The 16921-nt window shown below is 62.8% G+C and carries 21 protein-coding genes and 1 tRNA gene; 12 read left to right on the top strand and 10 right to left on the bottom strand.

The features are described from left to right. Nucleotide 1: 1 nt before the first annotated feature. The 4 genes from AC0L2D_RS04545 to AC0L2D_RS04530 all read right to left on the bottom strand — a co-directional run bounded on the left by AC0L2D_RS04545 (nt 2) and on the right by AC0L2D_RS04530 (nt 4412). Nucleotides 2–859, bottom strand: coding sequence for a carbohydrate ABC transporter permease (locus AC0L2D_RS04545; RefSeq protein WP_013530524.1), 858 nt, complete (start codon nt 857–859; stop codon nt 2–4). Beyond that, a complete protein-coding gene (locus tag AC0L2D_RS04540) occupies nt 859–1782 on the bottom strand; it encodes a carbohydrate ABC transporter permease (protein ID WP_473540461.1) in 924 nt (307 codons plus the stop codon). The genes AC0L2D_RS04545 and AC0L2D_RS04540 overlap by 1 nt, the downstream gene beginning before the upstream one ends. A gap of 275 nt (nt 1783–2057) precedes the next feature. Beyond that, nucleotides 2058–3305 carry an ABC transporter substrate-binding protein gene (locus tag AC0L2D_RS04535; protein ID WP_013530526.1) on the bottom strand — a complete coding sequence of 416 codons (1248 nt, stop codon included), beginning with the start codon at nt 3303–3305 and terminating at the stop codon, nt 2058–2060. Nucleotides 3306–3368: 63 nt separating this feature from the next. Further along, nucleotides 3369–4412 (bottom strand): LacI family DNA-binding transcriptional regulator, encoded by a 1044-nt coding sequence (locus tag AC0L2D_RS04530; protein WP_013530527.1) that lies wholly within the window; start codon nt 4410–4412, stop codon nt 3369–3371. Nucleotides 4413–4870: 458 nt separating this feature from the next. Here AC0L2D_RS04530 and AC0L2D_RS04525 point away from each other — a divergent pair. From AC0L2D_RS04525 to AC0L2D_RS04510, 4 genes are all read left to right on the top strand, one after another. Further along, nucleotides 4871–4946: transfer RNA gene (locus AC0L2D_RS04525), tRNA-Cys, on the top strand. Between the two features lie 200 nt (nt 4947–5146). Beyond that, a complete protein-coding gene (locus AC0L2D_RS04520; RefSeq protein ID WP_027160879.1) occupies nt 5147–5350 on the top strand; it encodes a hypothetical protein in 204 nt (67 codons plus the stop codon). A 5-nt stretch (nt 5351–5355) separates the two neighbouring features. Continuing rightward, entirely contained in the window at nt 5356–5547 is a 192-nt protein-coding gene (locus AC0L2D_RS04515; protein ID WP_027160878.1) for a hypothetical protein, read from the top strand. Nucleotides 5548–5600: 53 nt separating this feature from the next. Beyond that, nucleotides 5601–5822: a DUF6500 family protein gene (locus AC0L2D_RS04510; RefSeq protein ID WP_127367757.1), complete on the top strand. Its 222-nt coding sequence runs from the start codon at nt 5601–5603 to the stop codon at nt 5820–5822. A 31-nt stretch (nt 5823–5853) separates the two neighbouring features. On the opposite strand, the gene AC0L2D_RS04505 is transcribed toward AC0L2D_RS04510, so the two are convergent. Beyond that, a complete protein-coding gene (locus tag AC0L2D_RS04505; protein ID WP_013530531.1) occupies nt 5854–6120 on the bottom strand; it encodes a DUF1488 family protein in 267 nt (88 codons plus the stop codon). Beyond that, nucleotides 6117–6365 (bottom strand): hypothetical protein, encoded by a 249-nt coding sequence (locus AC0L2D_RS04500; RefSeq protein ID WP_013530532.1) that lies wholly within the window; start codon nt 6363–6365, stop codon nt 6117–6119. The genes AC0L2D_RS04505 and AC0L2D_RS04500 overlap by 4 nt, the downstream gene beginning before the upstream one ends. Before the next feature lie 249 nt (nt 6366–6614). On the opposite strand from AC0L2D_RS04500, the gene AC0L2D_RS04495 reads away from it, so the two are divergent. From AC0L2D_RS04495 to AC0L2D_RS04485, 3 genes are all read left to right on the top strand, one after another. After that, a complete protein-coding gene (locus AC0L2D_RS04495) occupies nt 6615–6971 on the top strand; it encodes a co-chaperone GroES (protein WP_473540460.1) in 357 nt (118 codons plus the stop codon). Between the two features lie 33 nt (nt 6972–7004). After that, entirely contained in the window at nt 7005–8636 is a 1632-nt protein-coding gene (groL, locus tag AC0L2D_RS04490) for a chaperonin GroEL (RefSeq protein WP_127389378.1), read from the top strand. A gap of 262 nt (nt 8637–8898) precedes the next feature. Then, nucleotides 8899–9396 (top strand): GAF domain-containing protein, encoded by a 498-nt coding sequence (locus AC0L2D_RS04485; protein WP_473540459.1) that lies wholly within the window; start codon nt 8899–8901, stop codon nt 9394–9396. Here the strand turns inward: AC0L2D_RS04485 and AC0L2D_RS04480 are convergent, their stop codons facing one another. The 4 genes from AC0L2D_RS04480 to AC0L2D_RS04465 form a co-directional block, all read right to left on the bottom strand. Then, nucleotides 9397–10452 carry a YeiH family protein gene (locus AC0L2D_RS04480; protein ID WP_473540458.1) on the bottom strand — a complete coding sequence of 352 codons (1056 nt, stop codon included), beginning with the start codon at nt 10450–10452 and terminating at the stop codon, nt 9397–9399. A gap of 142 nt (nt 10453–10594) precedes the next feature. Then, nucleotides 10595–11002 carry an ester cyclase gene (locus tag AC0L2D_RS04475; RefSeq protein ID WP_473540457.1) on the bottom strand — a complete coding sequence of 136 codons (408 nt, stop codon included), beginning with the start codon at nt 11000–11002 and terminating at the stop codon, nt 10595–10597. Nucleotides 11003–11117: 115 nt separating this feature from the next. After that, entirely contained in the window at nt 11118–12527 is a 1410-nt protein-coding gene (locus AC0L2D_RS04470; protein WP_473540456.1) for a sensor histidine kinase, read from the bottom strand. A gap of 121 nt (nt 12528–12648) precedes the next feature. Then, on the bottom strand, nt 12649–13548 hold the full coding sequence (locus AC0L2D_RS04465) for a LysR family transcriptional regulator (RefSeq protein ID WP_473540455.1): 900 nt from the start codon (nt 13546–13548) through the stop codon (nt 12649–12651). A 152-nt stretch (nt 13549–13700) separates the two neighbouring features. Between AC0L2D_RS04465 and AC0L2D_RS04460 the strand changes: the two genes are divergently transcribed. The 5 genes from AC0L2D_RS04460 (at nt 13701) to AC0L2D_RS04440 (ending at nt 16911) form a co-directional block, all read left to right on the top strand. Then, a complete protein-coding gene (locus AC0L2D_RS04460) occupies nt 13701–14096 on the top strand; it encodes a (R)-mandelonitrile lyase (protein ID WP_473540454.1) in 396 nt (131 codons plus the stop codon). Nucleotides 14097–14152: 56 nt separating this feature from the next. Then, nucleotides 14153–14488: a carboxymuconolactone decarboxylase family protein gene (locus AC0L2D_RS04455; protein ID WP_027035318.1), complete on the top strand. Its 336-nt coding sequence runs from the start codon at nt 14153–14155 to the stop codon at nt 14486–14488. A gap of 5 nt (nt 14489–14493) precedes the next feature. Beyond that, nucleotides 14494–15483 carry an aldo/keto reductase gene (locus tag AC0L2D_RS04450; RefSeq protein WP_473540453.1) on the top strand — a complete coding sequence of 330 codons (990 nt, stop codon included), beginning with the start codon at nt 14494–14496 and terminating at the stop codon, nt 15481–15483. A gap of 54 nt (nt 15484–15537) precedes the next feature. Next, nucleotides 15538–16107 (top strand): flavodoxin, encoded by a 570-nt coding sequence (locus AC0L2D_RS04445; RefSeq protein ID WP_473540452.1) that lies wholly within the window; start codon nt 15538–15540, stop codon nt 16105–16107. A 63-nt stretch (nt 16108–16170) separates the two neighbouring features. Next, nucleotides 16171–16911, top strand: a complete 741-nt coding sequence (locus AC0L2D_RS04440) for an SDR family oxidoreductase (RefSeq protein ID WP_473540451.1) — start codon at nt 16171–16173, stop codon at nt 16909–16911. Nucleotides 16912–16921: the final 10 nt, after the last annotated feature.

Below are 16921 nucleotides of genomic sequence, written 5' to 3'. Positions count from 1 at the left end.
TCTATTTGACGGCCCCGGCCATCAGGCCGCGGATGTAGAAGCGCTGCAGCGCCAGGAACAGGATGAGGCACGGCACCATCATCACGGTGACGCCCGCCTGCACCGCGCCCCAGTCGATGGCGCCGAAGCGGCCCGACTGCAGTGCGGTCATCATCACTGGCAGCGTGAATTTGGATTGGTCGGTCATCAGCACGAGGGCGGCGAGGAATTCGTTCCAGGCGCCGAGGAAGGCAAACAGGGCGATGGTCACGACGCCCGGCCAGACCAGCGGCAGCATCACCTTCCAAAGCATGGTGAGATTGCCGGCGCCGTCCATGCGGGCGGCTTCCTCGATCTCGCGCGGCACCGCGTCGAAGGCGTTGCGCATCATGAAGATCGAAAACGGCAGTTGCAGCGTCACATAAACGCCGACCAGGCCGGTCAGCGTGTTGTGCAGGCCAAGCTTGGTCAGCACCAGGAAGATCGGCGTCAGGATCGACTGGAACGGGATCATGATCGTCGACAGGATGAGGATGAAGAACAGGTCCTTGAACGGAAACCGGAACCGCGAAAAGCCGTAGCCGGCCAGCACGCTGACGGCGACCGACAGCACGACGGTCATCACCGAGACGTAGATGCTGTTTTGCGCCGAGACCCACAGCCCGTCGCCGAAGCTGTTGAGCGTGGCGTAGTTCTCCAGCGAGAAGCCTGATGTCGGCCAGGGCGGCAGCGGCGGCAGGCGCGCTTCGGCCGCCGGCTTGAACGCCGACAGCACCGCCCACACGATCGGCGCGGCAAACAGCACCGAGGCGACGATGCCGGTCGAATGCTCGCCGATGCGGCTCAAGAGCCGGCGGTTGCGGGAAGCGGCCTGCGCCATCAGTCGAGCCCCTCCGGCTTGCGCAGCAGCCACAGCTGGACGAGGCTGAGCGCCACCAGGATCACCAGCAGCACCATCGACAAAGCCGCGCCGTAGCCGAGCTTGAACGACACGAAGGACTGGTTGAAGATCCAGTAGACCGCCGTCAGCGTCTGGTTGCGTGGGCCGCCGCGCAGGATGATGTAGAACTGGTCGAAGGCGAGGATCGAGCCGGCGACCGACAGGATCAGGGCCAGCGCCAGCGTGCGGCGCATCAGCGGCAAAGTGATCGCCCTGAACCTGGCGAACGGACCGGCGCTGTCGATGACGGCCGCCTCCTGCAGATCCTGCGGGATCGATTGCAGGCCGGCCATCAGGATGATCATGGTGAAGCCGGCGACCTTCCAGACGACCATGGCGATGATCGACCAGAAGGCCGGCTGGAAGGTGGCCAAGAGGTTGAACTTCCTGTCGATCAGGCCAAGGTCGTAGGCGGCCGGGCTGAACAGGCCGGAATCGACGTTCAACAGCCATGACCAGAGCAGGCTGGCCGAGGCAAAGCCGACAACCGCCGGCATGAAGAACATCGTCCGGTAAAGATTGGTCAGCGGCCGCGGCCGCTCGACGAACAGCGCCAGCGGAAACGCCACCACGAAGATCGCGATGGTGACGATCACGGTGTAGTAGGCGGTGAAGCGCAGCGCGTTCCAGAACCGGGTGTCGCGCAGGATGGCGACATAGTTGCCGAGGCCGATAAAGCTGTGCTCGCCCATCAGGGGCCAGTTGTGCAGCGACATCCACGCCGTCATGCCGAGCGGGATCAGGAAAAAGACGACGACCAGCGCGACAGCCGGCGCGACATAGAGCAGGCCGATCCATTGGTGGCGGCTGGCGACCTTGCGGGCGCGGGGCGGGGCAGGGGTTGCTGCGGTGATGACGGTCATGGCTGCGCGCTCGGTGCTATTGGGACATTGGCAAAGAACCCTCTCACCCGGATTGCCAACCGAATTGAAGAGAGCAATTCGGGGCAATCCGACCTCTCCCCGAGGGGAGAGGAGGTTGCCGGGGATGGTGCCAGCCTCTTCTCCCCAGCTGGGGAGAAGGTGGCCGCGAAGCGGCCGGATGAGGGGGTCTTTTCTCAACGTGATAGCCCTGCCGTTGGCGATGCGGTATCCGGCCACCCGCCCAGGTAGACAGGCGGGCGGCCGGCAGGCGTCCGCTACTTCTGCGGCGCCTGGTCGATGATCGACTGCATCGTTTCCTGCGCATTGGCTATCGCGCCATCGACATCGTCGCCGAAGAAGACCTCGTTGATCATCTGCGTCCACGGGCCGTTGGCGGAGTTGATCAGGTCGTTGAACACCACCGAATAGGGCGTCTTGCCCTTGGCCATGGCTTCGGCGGCGATCTGGTAGCGCGGATCGAGATCCTTCAACGCGTCCTTGGCGATGTCGCCGCGCACCGGCAGGCTTCCGTATTTGGCAAGGATGGTCTGGCCCTCGAGCGAATAGGCGAAGTCGAGGAACTCCTTCACCACGGGCAGTTTCGTGGTGCCCTTGGTGACGACGAAATTGTCGCCGCCCGCAAAGGACGACCAGCCGCTGTCCTTGCCCGGCAGGAAGGTGACGCCGTAATCGATGTCGGGATACTGGGTGTTGAGCGCGCCGATGGCAAAGGCGCCGGACGGCGAGATGCCGATATTGCCGGCGGCGAAGGCGGCAAAGAAATTGGCGCCGGTGTCGGTCTGTGCGCCTGCCGGTACCAGATCCTTCTTGACCATCGAGCGGTAGAGATCGATGGCGCCGCGCAGCTGCGGGCTGTCCAGCGTCGCCTTCGAGCCGTCTTCGCTCAGGATGTCGCCACCAGACGCCCAGATCAGGGGCGTGAAGGTGAAGATGTTGCAGCCGCCGCAATTGCCGGAGAAGTAGAAGCCCTTGATGTTGCCGCCGAGCGCGTTGACCTTCTCGGCATCGGCCGCGATCTCGGCCCAGTTGGCCGGGCCTTTTTCGGGATCGAGGCCGGCCTGCTTGAACAGCTTCTTGTTCCAGATCAGCACCGAGGCGTCGGCGGAGAAGGGCAGGCCGTAAATGTGGTCTTTGTAGGTGCCGGTCTTCACATGCGCCGGCGACAGGCTGGCAAAATAAGGCAGGGACTTTGCCCAGTCGGTGATGTCCTCCAATTGGCCGGCTGCGGCGAAGGAGGGCGTGTAGATCAGGTCGAGCGACAGCGCGTCGGGCGCTGTGCCGCCGGCGGCCGCGGCACCGTATTTGGGGATGATCTCGGCATTGGGGATGATATCGAGCTTGACCTGGTTGGTGTGCGCCTTGTTGTAGGCATCGACGATCCTCGGCATGAAATTCGAACCGTCGGCGCGCACCCATATGTTGGCCGTCTCGGCGGCGGCAGTGCCGAGACCGCCGCCCAGAACGGCAGCGGCCAGGGCCAGTTTGGCAATCAGGTTCCTCATGTTCTCCTCCTCCAAGGTTGGCCGCGGTCCGCGGCTTGGCGCCGATTGCGCGGCGCTTCGTTTTCAGCCACCCGGCGGATGGCCGCATGACTGCCGCACCACCAGCCGGCACGGCAGTTTTCGAATGCCGGGCGCGGCGGGCTTGCCGCCGACCAGCGAAAGCAGGGTCAACCCGGCCTCGCGCCCGAGCGCGACCAGGTTCATGTCGACAGAGGTCAGCGGCGGGCGCGTCGCCTCGGCCACGATCTCCCAATTGTCGAAACCGATGACGCCGACATCCCTGGGGACGTCGAGGCCGCGTTCGCGCAGAGCATCGATGACGCCGCGCGCGATCTGGTCGTTGCCGCAGAAGACCGCGTCGGGCCTTTCGCTTTTGCCGTCGAACAGTTGCGCAACCGCCTGGTGACCCCAGGCTTCCGACCAGGAGCCGAGCAGCGGCTCGCTGACCGTCAGGCCGTTTTCGGCGAGCACGTCGCGGTAAGCCTGAACGCGCGCGTGTACCACGGCAAAGCTCGCCGGCCCGGTGACGTGGGCGATGCGCTTGCGGCCAAGCCGGCAAAAATGCTCGACGGCCAGCCGGGCGCCGCCAACATCGTCCGAGACGAAGGCGACGGCGTCGGGGTCGGGCTGCGTGAAGGCATAGATCACCGGGACGCGCAGATTGGAGAGGTCGACGGGCAGATGGCGATCGATGCGCTTGCCAGTGGCGATGATGCCGTCAACGCGCTTGTCGAGCATGGCGTCGACATGCATCTGGCCCAGCCGCGGATCCTCCTCGACATTGCACAGGAACACCGAGACGCCATTGTCGACCAGCGCGTCCGAAATGCCCGACATCAGCGGCAGCGAGAAGCGGCCATAGGTATCGTTGGTGAGCAGGCCGACGGTGAAGCTGCGGCGTCGGAGCAGGCTTTGCGCCAGGCTGTTGGGCCGGAAGCCAAGCCGCCGGGCGGTCTCGCGAATGCGTTCGCGCGTCTCGGCTGTCATCCGGCCCTGGCTGTTGAGCGCCTTGGATGCGGTGGCGACGCTGACTCCGGCCTGCGCGGCCACGTCACGCAAGGTGACTGGCTTGGAAAAGACCGGAACAGGCAGATCGTCCGATGGCATCGCGCCGAGAGTCCTTAGTTGGAAAAAGGTTTTCTCTTACCGATCTGAAAGAGGCCCGGCAGGTGGCCGAGCCCGACTGAAATTGTTTGAGAAAACCTTTTCTCAGCTGAGGCTAGACCAGATTGGATCGCCGTTCAAGGGAAAAGCTGGTTGGGCCTCGGCTCTCTTCCTTCGAATGCAAACGCGGGTTAAAGCAGCGCCGGCAGCACTTAGCTCAGGGGAAGAGCGCCAGTCGCCGTGCTGGAGGCCCTCGGTCGAGACGGGGCGGGCTGCCGCTTGAGGCGTGAAGGATCGCAGCGTGCGCGGGATGCGAGGTCCGGCAAAGGGTTGGCGCTGCCGGGCAGCAAACCTGGCCGCAATATGTGCTGGCGAACGTTCTGAAGATCGTGCCGAAAATTCTGAACAGTCCCTCGGGATTAACCTTTCCGTAAATATTTGGCCGCTACTTCAACAGCCATGGCCTCGTGGCGGAGCGGCTACGCTGGAGACGGCAAATCTCTGAAGCCTCGGTTCGATTCCGAGGCGAGGCCTCCAAAATTTCGCGTCGAACAGCAGTCCCAATCTGCCCCAAGGCAGTCAGTCCCCACGAATAGATTTGTGCGTTACGAAGGCGGTGCGGACCGGACGTTAAAGCAGTCCTGTCTTGCATTTGGCATGCCGGCACGCGCGAAAAGAGTGGTATGGAAGGGAGCCGAGCGTTCTTGCTTCGCTTTTCCTGACATTCGAGGCCTTTCGTGCGTGAACCGTCGCTGCTGCCCGTCTTTGGAAAACTTGGCCTCAAGGCTCCTGCCGCCCTGGCGGCGGCACCGGCCTCGTCGGCAGGTGTGTCGCACCTGCGGAAGCTTCTGGCCGTGCATGGCGGCATGGTGCTGAAACTGTCGGTCGTCGCCTGGACGGTGCTGATCCTGGGCGCCGTGTTTTTCACGATGCAAGGCTGACCGGCATGGCCAACCGCTACACGCTGCGTATGGAGCTTCCCCAGAGCTGGAGCATCATCGATGTCTTCACCGGCCAGCCTGCGGTGGTCCGGCAAAAGGTGATGGTCGGGATGGGGCCGCGCGAGGCCGAGGACATGGTCGTGCAGATGAATGTCCGCGATGTCAAACGCCGCGAACGGGCCGAGCGCAAGGCCTGATCCGTAGCGGCCCGCCGGCGGAAGCCTGCCGCACCGCAAATCAAGGGATTCCCGTGAGAGCCAGCCTGAAGCAGAAGATACTGGAGGTTTGCGACCGCAAGATCTCCGAGAAGGGGGCCGGCGTCGGCGTGTCGTTCTATGCGTTTTTCGCCAACAGAAACGACAACCCCGAACTCCTGATGGAAGCCGCCGAATGGTGGATCAGAACCCACCGCCTCGACCATTTCGAAAAGGCTGCGAAGATACGCGCGATGGTCGAGGAGATGGATCTTTAATCGTCGTTTTGAGCGACATGCAATGGACTGATCAGCCGAAATCGGACGCCGTCAGAACATACATGCTCTTGTGGGTGCGGTCGTAGGCCTTCGACGCGACCTCGCGGATGGCACTGCTCTCGGTGTCGAATGTCTGGAGATAACCGGCTTCATCGGCCGCGGTTCCCGGCCGCATCTTGGCCATGGCGTCGGCGGCGACGGAGAACGAGATCTGGAACATGCCGTCATGGCCGACGAAACGGATGCGCTGGCCCGCTTCGTCATAGCTGCGGCTGCGGTTGGGGAAGGTGAGGCTCATGTCTTGGCCTCGGTGACTTTCTTGGTCACCCGCTTCTTCTTCGGCGTCGGATTGAGGGCCTCGGCGACACGATCGGCCTCTTCCTTGGCCAGCCGAAGCTCCCTCAGCCTTGCCGTCTTGATCTCCCTGGCTCTTGCCTCGGACATATATTCGGCGGTTGCCTTGTTTTTCTCCGCTGTCTTCTTCTGCTTGTCGACAAAGCGGGCTTCAGCTTTTTCCATGATCGTCTGATTGCCTTCGGCCATCGAAGAAATCTCCCTTGTGCCTGAAACCGTGAAAGTGAACTTGTCCGATAAATAGGCACTCGATCGGCAAAATTCAATCTTTTGAATTATTTGACATTCTGCGGATATCACGAAACGGCCAGCCGAAATAATACTTTTGAATATTTAATGTGGTCCGCGAATAATTTTTGGCACTCCTATCTATCGAGTGCCAACGCGTCTATAGAGGGGGGCGTGGCCGCCTGTGCCGGCCCCAGAAAGAAAGTTCCCATGAAATTTCGGCCACTCCACGACCGCGTCGTCATTCGTCGCGCCGAAGGCGATATCAAATCCAAGGGCGGGATCATCATCCCCGACACTGCCAAGGAAAAGCCGCAGGAGGGCGAAGTCATCGCTGTCGGCCCTGGCGCACGCGACGAAAACGGCGCGCTCGTTCCGCTCGACGTCAAGGCCGGCGACTTCATCCTGTTCGGCAAATGGTCGGGCACCGAGGTCAAGATCGACGGCGAGGACCTTCTGATCATGAAGGAAGCCGACATCATGGGCGTCATCGACAAGGACGAGACTGGCATTATCGACAAGGGCGCTGCAACCGACAAGACCGTGGCCGCCAAGAAAGCTGCCTGACCTCATTTTCTCCGAACGAACTGGATAAAAATCATGTCTGCCAAGGAAATAAAATTCTCCACCGACGCGCGCGACCGCATGCTGCGCGGCGTCGAGATCCTCACCAATGCGGTGAAGGTCACGCTCGGCCCCAAGGGCCGCAACGTTATCATCGACAAGGCCTATGGCGCGCCGCGCATTACCAAGGACGGTGTCACCGTCGCCAAGGAAATCGAGCTTGCCGACAAGTTCGAGAACATGGGCGCCCAGATGGTGCGCGAAGTGGCCTCGAAGACCAACGACCTCGCCGGTGACGGCACCACCACCGCCACGGTGCTGGCCGCCTCGATCCTGCGCGAAGGCGCCAAGCTGGTCGCCGCCGGCATGAATCCCATGGATTTGAAGCGCGGCATCGACCAGGCGGTTTCCGCCGTGGTCAAGGAAATCCAGGCGCGCGCCAAGAAGGTCAAGTCGTCGGCCGAGATCGCACAGGTCGGCACCATCGCCGCCAATGGCGATGCCAGCGTCGGCGAGATGATCGCCAAGGCGATGGACAAGGTCGGCAATGACGGCGTCATCACCGTTGAGGAAGCCAAGACGGCAGAGACCGAACTCGACGTCGTCGAAGGCATGCAGTTCGACCGCGGCTATCTCTCGCCCTATTTCGTCACCAATGCCGACAAGATGCGCGTCGAGCTGGAAGAGCCCTACATCCTCATCCACGAGAAGAAGCTCGGCAATCTGCAGGCGATGCTGCCGATCCTCGAAGCGGTGGTGCAGAGCGGCAGGCCGCTGCTGATCATCTCCGAGGACGTCGAGGGCGAGGCTCTGGCGACGCTGGTCGTCAACAAGCTGCGCGGCGGCCTCAAGGTCGCGGCCGTCAAGGCGCCGGGCTTCGGCGATCGCCGCAAGGCGATGCTGGAAGACATCGCCGTGCTGACATCAGGCCAGATGATCTCGGAAGACCTCGGCATCAAGCTTGAAAACGTCACCATCGAGATGCTCGGCCGCGCCAAGCGCGTGCTGATCGAGAAGGACACCACCACGATCATCGACGGCGCCGGCACCAAGGCGACCATCCAGGCGCGCGTCGCCCAGATCAAGGGCCAGATCGAGGAGACGACCTCCGACTACGACAAGGAAAAGCTGCAGGAGCGGCTGGCCAAGCTCTCCGGCGGCGTAGCCGTCATCCGCGTCGGCGGCGTCACCGAGTCGGAAGTCAAGGAAAAGAAGGACCGCATCGACGATGCGCTGAACGCCACCCGCGCGGCGGTCGAAGAAGGCATCGTGCCCGGCGGCGGCGTGGCTCTGCTGCGTGCCCGCTCGGTGCTTGGCGGCCTGACCGGCGCCAATGCCGATGTCACGGCCGGCATCACGATCGTGCTGCGGGCGCTCGAAGCGCCGATCCGCCAGATCGCCGAGAATTCCGGCGTCGAAGGCTCTGTTGTCGTCGGCAAGCTCACCGACAGCAAGGACCACAATCAGGGTTTTGACGCCCAGAACGAGGTCTATGTCGACATGATCAAGGCGGGCATCGTCGATCCGGCGAAAGTGGTGCGCACCGCACTGCAGGATGCCGGCTCGATCGCAGCCCTTTTGATCACCGCCGAAGCGATGATCACCGACATCCCGGCCAAGGATGCCGCGCCTGCGGGTGGCGGCGGTGGCGGCATGGGCGGCTACTAAAACCCAGGACTTGTCCGATCTGTTTGAGATGTGAATGGCGGCCCCCGATCGGGGCCGTCATGATTCTCAAGATGATCCATCGCAAAGTTTACGCATAGCTGCCTTGCCGCCCGGCTCAGCGCCGGGAGGCAATCCTGATCTTGCGGCTTTCGGAGGCGATGCAATCCACGCTAGACTGTCCAGGCAGCCGTCTGGTTGCGAAGCTCGCCGGACTTTGGCAAGCGATCGGACGAACAGCTATCCTCGATACGGAGACACGTTCATGTTTGCGGCCAAGGCCATCGACACCTCAGACAAGGCCGCGTTCTACCGCGACCTCGCCACCCAATTGAAGGCGCTGCTCGAGGGCGAACGCGATTCGATCGCCAACGCGGCCAACACCGCAGCACTCATCTTCCAGATGGTGCCGGACCTCAACTGGGCCGGTTTCTATTTCCTGCAGTCGGAAGAGGAAATGGTGCTCGGGCCGTTCCAGGGCAAGCCGGCCTGTGGGCGCATCGCCGTCGGCAAGGGCGTGTGCGGAACGGCGGTCGAACTCGGCACCTCGATGCTGATCAAGGACGTGCATGATTTTCCCGGCCACATCGCCTGCGATGCCGACTCGCGCTCGGAACTGGTGGTGCTGCTCGAGGACGATGAAGGCGTCTTCGGCGTGCTCGATCTCGACAGCCCGCTGGCCGGCCGCTTCGACAAGGCCGACCAGGCCGGCATCGAGACGCTGGCGGCGATCTATGCCGCGGCGAGTTCGTTCGAGGACTAATCAGCCTACGAACTTCACCAGCATCAGGCTGAAGCAGCCGATGAACAGGAAGGCTGAGAAGGCTAGCGCCAGCGGGCGCAGGCCGCGTGAGCGCAGCTGCGAAATGTCGGCTTGCAGGCCCATGGCGGCCAGCCCCATGGTCAGCATGATGGTGGTGGCGAGCGCCATTGCCGATTTCACTTCGGCCGGCACCGTGACCAGGCTGTTCAGCACCACGACTGCGACGAAGGCGGCGACGAAATACGGCATGGGCGGCCTTGCCGCCGACCGATCGCTCCTGCGGCGCGCCATCAGGCCGAGCGCGACGACCATCGGCGCCAGCATGGCGACGCGGGTCAGCTTGGCGACGGTGGCGATCTCGCCGGACTGGGTGCCGTTCTGAAAGCCGGCGCCGATCACCTGCGCCACTTCATGGATCGAGGCGCCGGTCCACAGGCCGAAAGCGTGCTGGTCGAGGCCGAGCATGGGCGCCATGAGCGGGAAGCCGAGCATGGCGACGGTGCCGAACAAGGTGATCGAGGCGACGGCGTAGGTGACGTCTTCGTCGCGCGCATCGGTGACGATATTGGTGGCAACGATGGCCGAGGCGCCGCAGATCGAGGTGCCGGCGGCGATCAACTGCGCCAGCTTGGCGTCGACGCCGATCAGCCGGCCGAGCGTGATGGTGAAAACGAAAGTGGCGCCAAGCGTCGCCGCGACAATGCCGACGCCGCCGGCGCCGATCGAGACGACCTGGCCCAGCGTCAGCTGGAAGCCGAGCAGCACGATGGCGAAGCGCAGCAGGCGCTTTTGCGAGAATGCGATGCCGGCCTTGGCGTGCACCGGTGTGCCGAGCACGTTGGAGTAGATCATGCCGGCGACGACGGCGAGGATCATCGGGCTGAATAGCGCGAAGCCGGAAACATTGCGGGCCGAGAAGGCGACGGCAGTGATCATCGCCACCAGCACGATGCCGGGGATGACACCGTTCCAGTTGAGGGATTTTCGCCCTTGTGTCAGATCGGCAGGAAAAGCGCTTTTCGGAATATCGTTCGCGAAGTGGGAAACGGAAGACAATGCAATGCTCCAGGCGGGTACGCGAGGAGAATGTCATTCCTACACCAATCTTTCCAACGAATTATTCTCGTTAGAACGATCGATTTTTACGAACGATTGATCGGGCGCTGGTTGCGCAGATGTCGCCTTCTGCCCGACTTGGTCAAAGCTGCGCCTCGATAGCCGCCTTGTCGATCACCGACCAGACATGCCTGATCCTGCCGTCGAGAAATTCATAGAAGACGTTCTCGCTGAAGGAGACCTTCCGGCCGTTGATGGGCAGGCCGAAGAAGGTTCCCTTCGGCGTGCAGTTGAACTGGAGCCGGCTGGCTATGAACGGCGGTTCGGCAATCAGCAACTGGATGTCGAAATAGAGGTCCGGGATTTCCCGAAAATCGCGCTCCAGCATTTCTTGGTAACCCGACAGCCCGACGGGGTCGCCATTGTAGTGCACCTCGTCATGAACGAAGCGATGCAGCTTCGGCCAGTCCTGATTGTTGAGGCAGGCGATGTAGCCTCGATAGAGGTCGGTCACGGTCACGGCGGTGGCTCCGGTGCTGATGCCCGCCATATTGCGACAGGGCTGAAGGCCAGGACGTACAATAAAGGCAACACATAGCGGGCCGCAGTCCTGTTGCCAGTGCCCAAGGTCAGGGGAACAATTCCGATTCGTGTCCGCTCATCACCTAGTCCAATGCACGCTGATCAACGTGCTCGCTGTCAACCGAGGCCTCAAGTTGGGTCAACGCTGCTTGCAGCGTCCAGGTGACACCGTGGCTATCATACTCGAGAACACCGGTGCCGCTCACCGCGGCTGGAGCGACGCGCCGCAGCACCACGCTGCCGAAACCACCGTGGCCGATCGTCTGTACTTCAGGACCATCTCTCTCTTTCCAGATCAGCTGGAACTGTTTCTGGCCGCCCGGTCCGGTTACCTTCCATTGCACCGTTATCGTTCCCTCGGCGGCCGAAAGCACGCCGTATTTAGCGGAATTGGTCGCGAGTTCATGAAACGCTATGCCGAGGTACTGGACGGCATTGGGGCTCAGCGTCAGGGAAGGGCCCGACATTGAGATCCGCTCCTCGTTGCCGAACGGTTTGGCCTGCGCAAGCAGCAGTTCGAAGATCGTGGCACCCTTCCAGTCGCCGGAAACCAGAAGGTCATGCGAGAGCGACAACGCCATGATGCGCTCGCGCACCTGACGTTCGAACTGGGCCGGCGTCGATGACCGCTTGCTGGTCTCCCGGATCATCGAGATGATGACGGAATACTGGTTCTTCACCCGGTGGTTGACCTCGCGCATCAGCATGCGGATGCGATATTCGCTCTCCTTGGCTACTGATATGTCGCGGGCGATCTTCGAGGCGCCGACGATCTGCCCGACGGCGTTGCGCACCGGCGAGATTGTCAGGGATACGGGTACAAGGCTGCCGTCCTTGCGACGGCGGATGGTTTCGTAGGTCTCGACCTGCTCGCCTTTGCGGATGCGCTCCAATATGCGCGGCTCTTCGTCCAAATGGTCGTCCGGTATCAGCATAGTTACCGACCTGCCGATTGCTTCGTCGGCGGTGTAACCGAACAGACGTTGGGCGGCTGAGTTCCAGCTCCTGATGACCCCGTTCAAATCCTTGCTGACGATGGCATCGAAGGAAGACTCCACGATGGCTGACAGATGATGCCTGGCCTCGTCGGCATGATGGCGGTCACTGAGATCGAACAGCATATTGACGGCGCCGACCAGTCTGCCCTGCTCGTCATGAAGCGGCGTGGGATAGGGAAGGAAAGGCACACGCGTGCCGTCCGGGCGTTGGGAGATAGCCGACTGGTTTCTGACCGGCCGGTTCTCCTTTAGCGCGACAGCCATCGGGCATTCGTCATGCGGCAACACTTCGCCGTCGGTCGTGAACAGCTTGTGCGTCACACACCATTGGTCTTTTCCGAGCTCAGGTTCGCGCCCGGCGAAATCTGCCGCGGCCCGATTGAAATAGGTGATCTTGCCTTCGGTGTCGGTGGTGTAGATGGCTACGGGAAGATTATCGAGAATTTGGTGGGACAGATCAAAGGTCGAGCCCGAGGTTTTCGTCAATTGCGCCACGTATAGGAGTTCCAGTTAACCGTAGGAAACGCGGTGCCGCCGAAATGGTTCCGCGACCATTTTCGGGGATAGTCACCGCAGGCGGCGGCGAGTCAAAGCCGAGTGGAAGCTGCTCACCGACTTACACCTTGCCGCGGTGACGCAGCGCGTCGACCAGCAGCGAGAAGGCCGGCGTCGCTTGCCGGCGGCTGGGGTAATAGAGATGGTAGCCGGGGAAGGGCCCGCACCAGTCGGCGAGCACACGCACCAGCCGGCCGTCGGCCAGCGGCGCCGTCACCTGTTCCTCCGGCAGATAGGCAAGGCCGAGGCCGGCGAGCACCGCGTTCATGCGCAGCGCGGCCGTGTTGAACACAAGCTGGCCTTCGACCCGCACCTTCAGCTCGCGCCCGGCCTTCTCGAACTCCCAAGCATAGAGCCCGCCATAGGTGGGCAGCCGCAGATTGATGCAATTGTGGGTGGTCAGATCCTGCGGCATGCGCGGCTTTGGCCGGGTGGCGAAATAGGCTGGCGAGCCGACAACCGCCATGCGCATGTCGGGAGCGATGCGTACCGCGATCATGTCGCGCGCCACCTGTTCGCCCAGCCTCACGCCGGCGTCGTAGCGCTCGGCGACGATGTCGATCAGCCCATAGTCGACGATGATCTCGACCCTGATGTCGGGATAGTCGGGCAGGAATTTCGCCAGGGCGGGCCACAGGACCGCATCGGCGGCATGCTCGCCGGCGGTGATGCGGATGGTGCCGGCAGGTTTTTCGCGCAAGGCGCTGAGTGCGGCGATCTCGGTCTCGATCTCGTCGAGCCTCGGTCCGATGGTGCGAACCAGCCGCTCGCCCGCTTCGGTCGGCGAGACGCTGCGCGTGGTGCGGGTCAGAAGCCTGACGCCCAGCCGTTCCTCCAGCGCCCGCACCGTGTGGCTGAGCGCCGATTGGGAAACGCCAAGTTTGGCCGCCGCCCTGGTGAAGCTTTCCTCTCGCGCGACAGCGAGGAAGGCGGTTAGCTCATTCAGATTGTCACGCGGCATTCATGAGCCCCTTTCATAAGATCATGCTGGATATAGCACCTAATCGGCACCAATCGCAGACCCTAGATAGGCGTCATCACGCCGGGCTCCTCTACCGGCGGCCTCTGAAGACCGGGGTCGTGTCATGCCTGTTGCCAGGAAGGGACAAAACCATGGACATCACGCGAAACGGCTCTCAAGCCTCGGCCAGGGGATCGGCTGACTATTTCACCGGCGCGGTGCGCATCGACGCGCCCTTCAAGGGCAGCGAGCCCGCCCGGGTCGGCGGCGCCACCGTGACTTTCGAGCCCGGCGCGCGCACCGCCTGGCACACGCATCCGCTTGGCCAGACGCTGATCGTCCTATCGGGCGCCGGCCCGGTGCAGCGCGAGGGCGGCCCCATCGAACCGATCCTTCCGGGCGACATCGTCTGGTTCGCGCCCGGAGAGAAGCATTGGCATGGCGCCGCGCCGACCACGGCGATGAGCCACATCGCTATCGCCGAAGCGCTCGATGGCAAGGTCGTCGACTGGTTGGAGCATGTCAGCGACGAACAATACGGGATTTGACAGGTATCGGCGCGTGGCGCCGAGTTCAACGCCCGAACTCTACGAAGGAGACCACCATGACCGATGTTCCAAGGCTGAAAAGCCCATTCTCCGATATCGCTCCCGCGCTTGGCAGATACACCGACGAGGTGTTGTTCGGCGACGTTTGGGAGCGCCCCGGCCTGTCGCCGCGGGACCGCAGCCTCATCACCGTCACCAGCCTGATTTCGGGCTACCGGATCAATGAAATGCCTTTCCACATGAAGCGCGCGCTCGACAATGGCGTCACCCGTGACGAACTCATCGAAACCATCACGCATCTCGCCTTCTACGCCGGTTGGCCAACGGCAGCCACGGCTCTGGGCATTGCCCGCAAGGTCTTCGAACAAGCCGACGCCGAGAAGAAGGGATAACGACAATGCAGAAGCGCACACTTGGAAACAGCGGTCTCGAAGTTTCGGCCATTGGACTCGGCTGCATGGGAATGAGCCATTCATACGGACAGCCGATGGAGACGGCGGATGCGGTCCATCTGATCAGGGCGGCGTTCGAACGTGGCATCACCTTCTTCGACACCGCGGAGGTCTATGGACCGTTCACGAACGAGGAGGTCGTCGGCGAGGCGCTGCAGCCGATCCGCGACCAGGTGGTGATCGCCACCAAGTTCGGCATCGACATCGCCGGGACAGCCGGACACGATGGCATGGACAGCCGGTCGCAGCATATTCGTGACGTCGTCGAGGCCTCGCTCAGACGGCTCAGGACCGACCGCATCGACCTCCTCTATCAGCACCGCGTCGATCCGGTCGTGCCGATCGAAGAGGTGGCGGGCGCTGTGAAGGACTTGATCAGCCAAGGCAAGGTGAAGCATTTCGGTCTCTCCGAGGCGGGCGTACGCACGATCCGGCGCGCGCATGCGGTACAGCCGGTCGCCGCGGTCCAGAGCGAATATTCGCTCTGGTGGCGTGAACCGGAAGAGGCGATCCTGCCGGTGCTTGAAGAGCTGGGGATCGGCTTCGTGCCCTTCAGCCCGCTGGGCAAGGGGTTCCTCACCGGCGCCATCGATGCCAGCACGACATTCGACAGCAGCGACTTCCGCAACACCGTGCCGCGTTTTGCGGAAGACGCCCGCAAGGCCAACCAGGCGCTGGTCGACGCGATCGGCGTGATCGCGGCCCAGAAGAAGGCGACATCAGCACAGGTCGCGCTGGCCTGGTTGCTGGCGCGGAAGCCCTGGATCGTTCCGATCCCCGGCACCACCAAGCTCAATCGCCTCGAAGAGAACATCGCATCGGCGACTGTAGCGCTGACGGCGAACGATCTTGCCGACATCGAGAACGCGGTCTCGGCGATTGCCGTACAGGGAGCGCGCTATTCTCCGCAACAGGAAGCAAGGATCGATCGCTAGAGCCAGGCGCAGGAGAGCCATATGCGTCAACCGGTCTCAAGACGAGGTGCACTGATGACCATGCTTGCACTGCCTTGGGGCGCCGGATTGAGTCCCGGATCGAGCCGGCCCGCCAGTGCGTCGAGCGCGCGACTGGCGGGCGGCGCCAAGGGGCTAGTGGCCTACTACACCCGCACCGGCAACACGCGGGTCATCGCGCGGCAGATCAGCAGGGCTCTGCGAGCGGATATTTTCGAGATCGCGACCGTCGATCCCTACCCGGAAGACTACAAGCAGCAGGTTGCGGTGGCGGAGCAGCAGCGGGAGTCCGGTTTCGAACCGGCGCTGGCCGCCACGGTGCCTGATATCGAATCCTACGAGACGGTGTTCCTCGGATTTCCGATCTGGGGCATGACCGCGCCTTCGGTGATCCGCTCCTTCCTGTCGAAACACGATCTGTCCGGCAAGACCTTGGTGCCGTTCATCACCCATGGCGGCTACGGAACAGGGCAGAGCGTGAAAGTCCTCGCAGATCATGCACCAGGGGCTCGGCTCATCGAGGGTTTTTCCAAGCAGTGCGACCAGGAACGCCAGACGCTTGAAGAGGTCACCGGCTGGCTCGGTCGGGTCGAATTGCCCGGCTGAGCCGCCAACGCGACCGCCCAGGCTGCCGGGGGCAGCGAAGCCAAAGATCAGAAGGAAGAGATCATGGCCGAGAACATCAGGGACAAAGTCGTCGTCATCACTGGCGCCAGCAGCGGGCTGGGCGAAGCCGCTGCGCGGCTTCTGGCGAAAGAGGGCGCCAAGCTGGTCCTGGGGGCGCGCCGCCTTGACCGGTTGCAGGCGCTGGCCGGCGCGCTTTCACTTGGCGAGGACGCCATCCTTCAGACCGACGTCACCGATGTCGGCCAAGTCCGGCGTCTGGTCGACCACGCGGTCAAGACGCACGGCCGCGTCGACGTCATCATCAACAATGCCGGCCTGATGCCGCACTCGCCACTGGAGCGAGGCAAGGTCGAGGATTGGGACCGGATGATCGACGTCAACATCAAGGGCGTGCTCTATGGCATTGCCGCGGCACTGCCGCACATGAAGACGCAGAAAAGCGGCCACATCATCAATGTGTCGTCGGTCGCCGGCCACAAGGTCGGGCCGGGCGGAGCGGTCTATGCCGCGACCAAGCATGCGGTGCGCATCATCTCGGAAGGGCTGCGCCAGGAAGTAAAACCCTACAACATCCGCACCACCATCATCTCGCCCGGCGCGGTGGCGACCGAGCTGCCGGACAGCGTCACCGAAGCCGATGTCGCCGAAGGCGTGCGGGCGCTCTACGAACGGGTGGCCATTCCCGCCGATTCCTTTGCCAGGACGGTGGTGTTCGCCATGAGCCAGCCCGACGAGGTCGACATCAACGAGATACTGTTCAGGCCGACGGCGCAGGAATACTAGAAGCCGTTAT

The organism is Mesorhizobium sp. WSM4833 (genome assembly GCF_055811095.1).
Note: the sequence above shows the minus strand (reverse complement) of the source record. Positions and strands in the feature narration are given on the sequence as shown.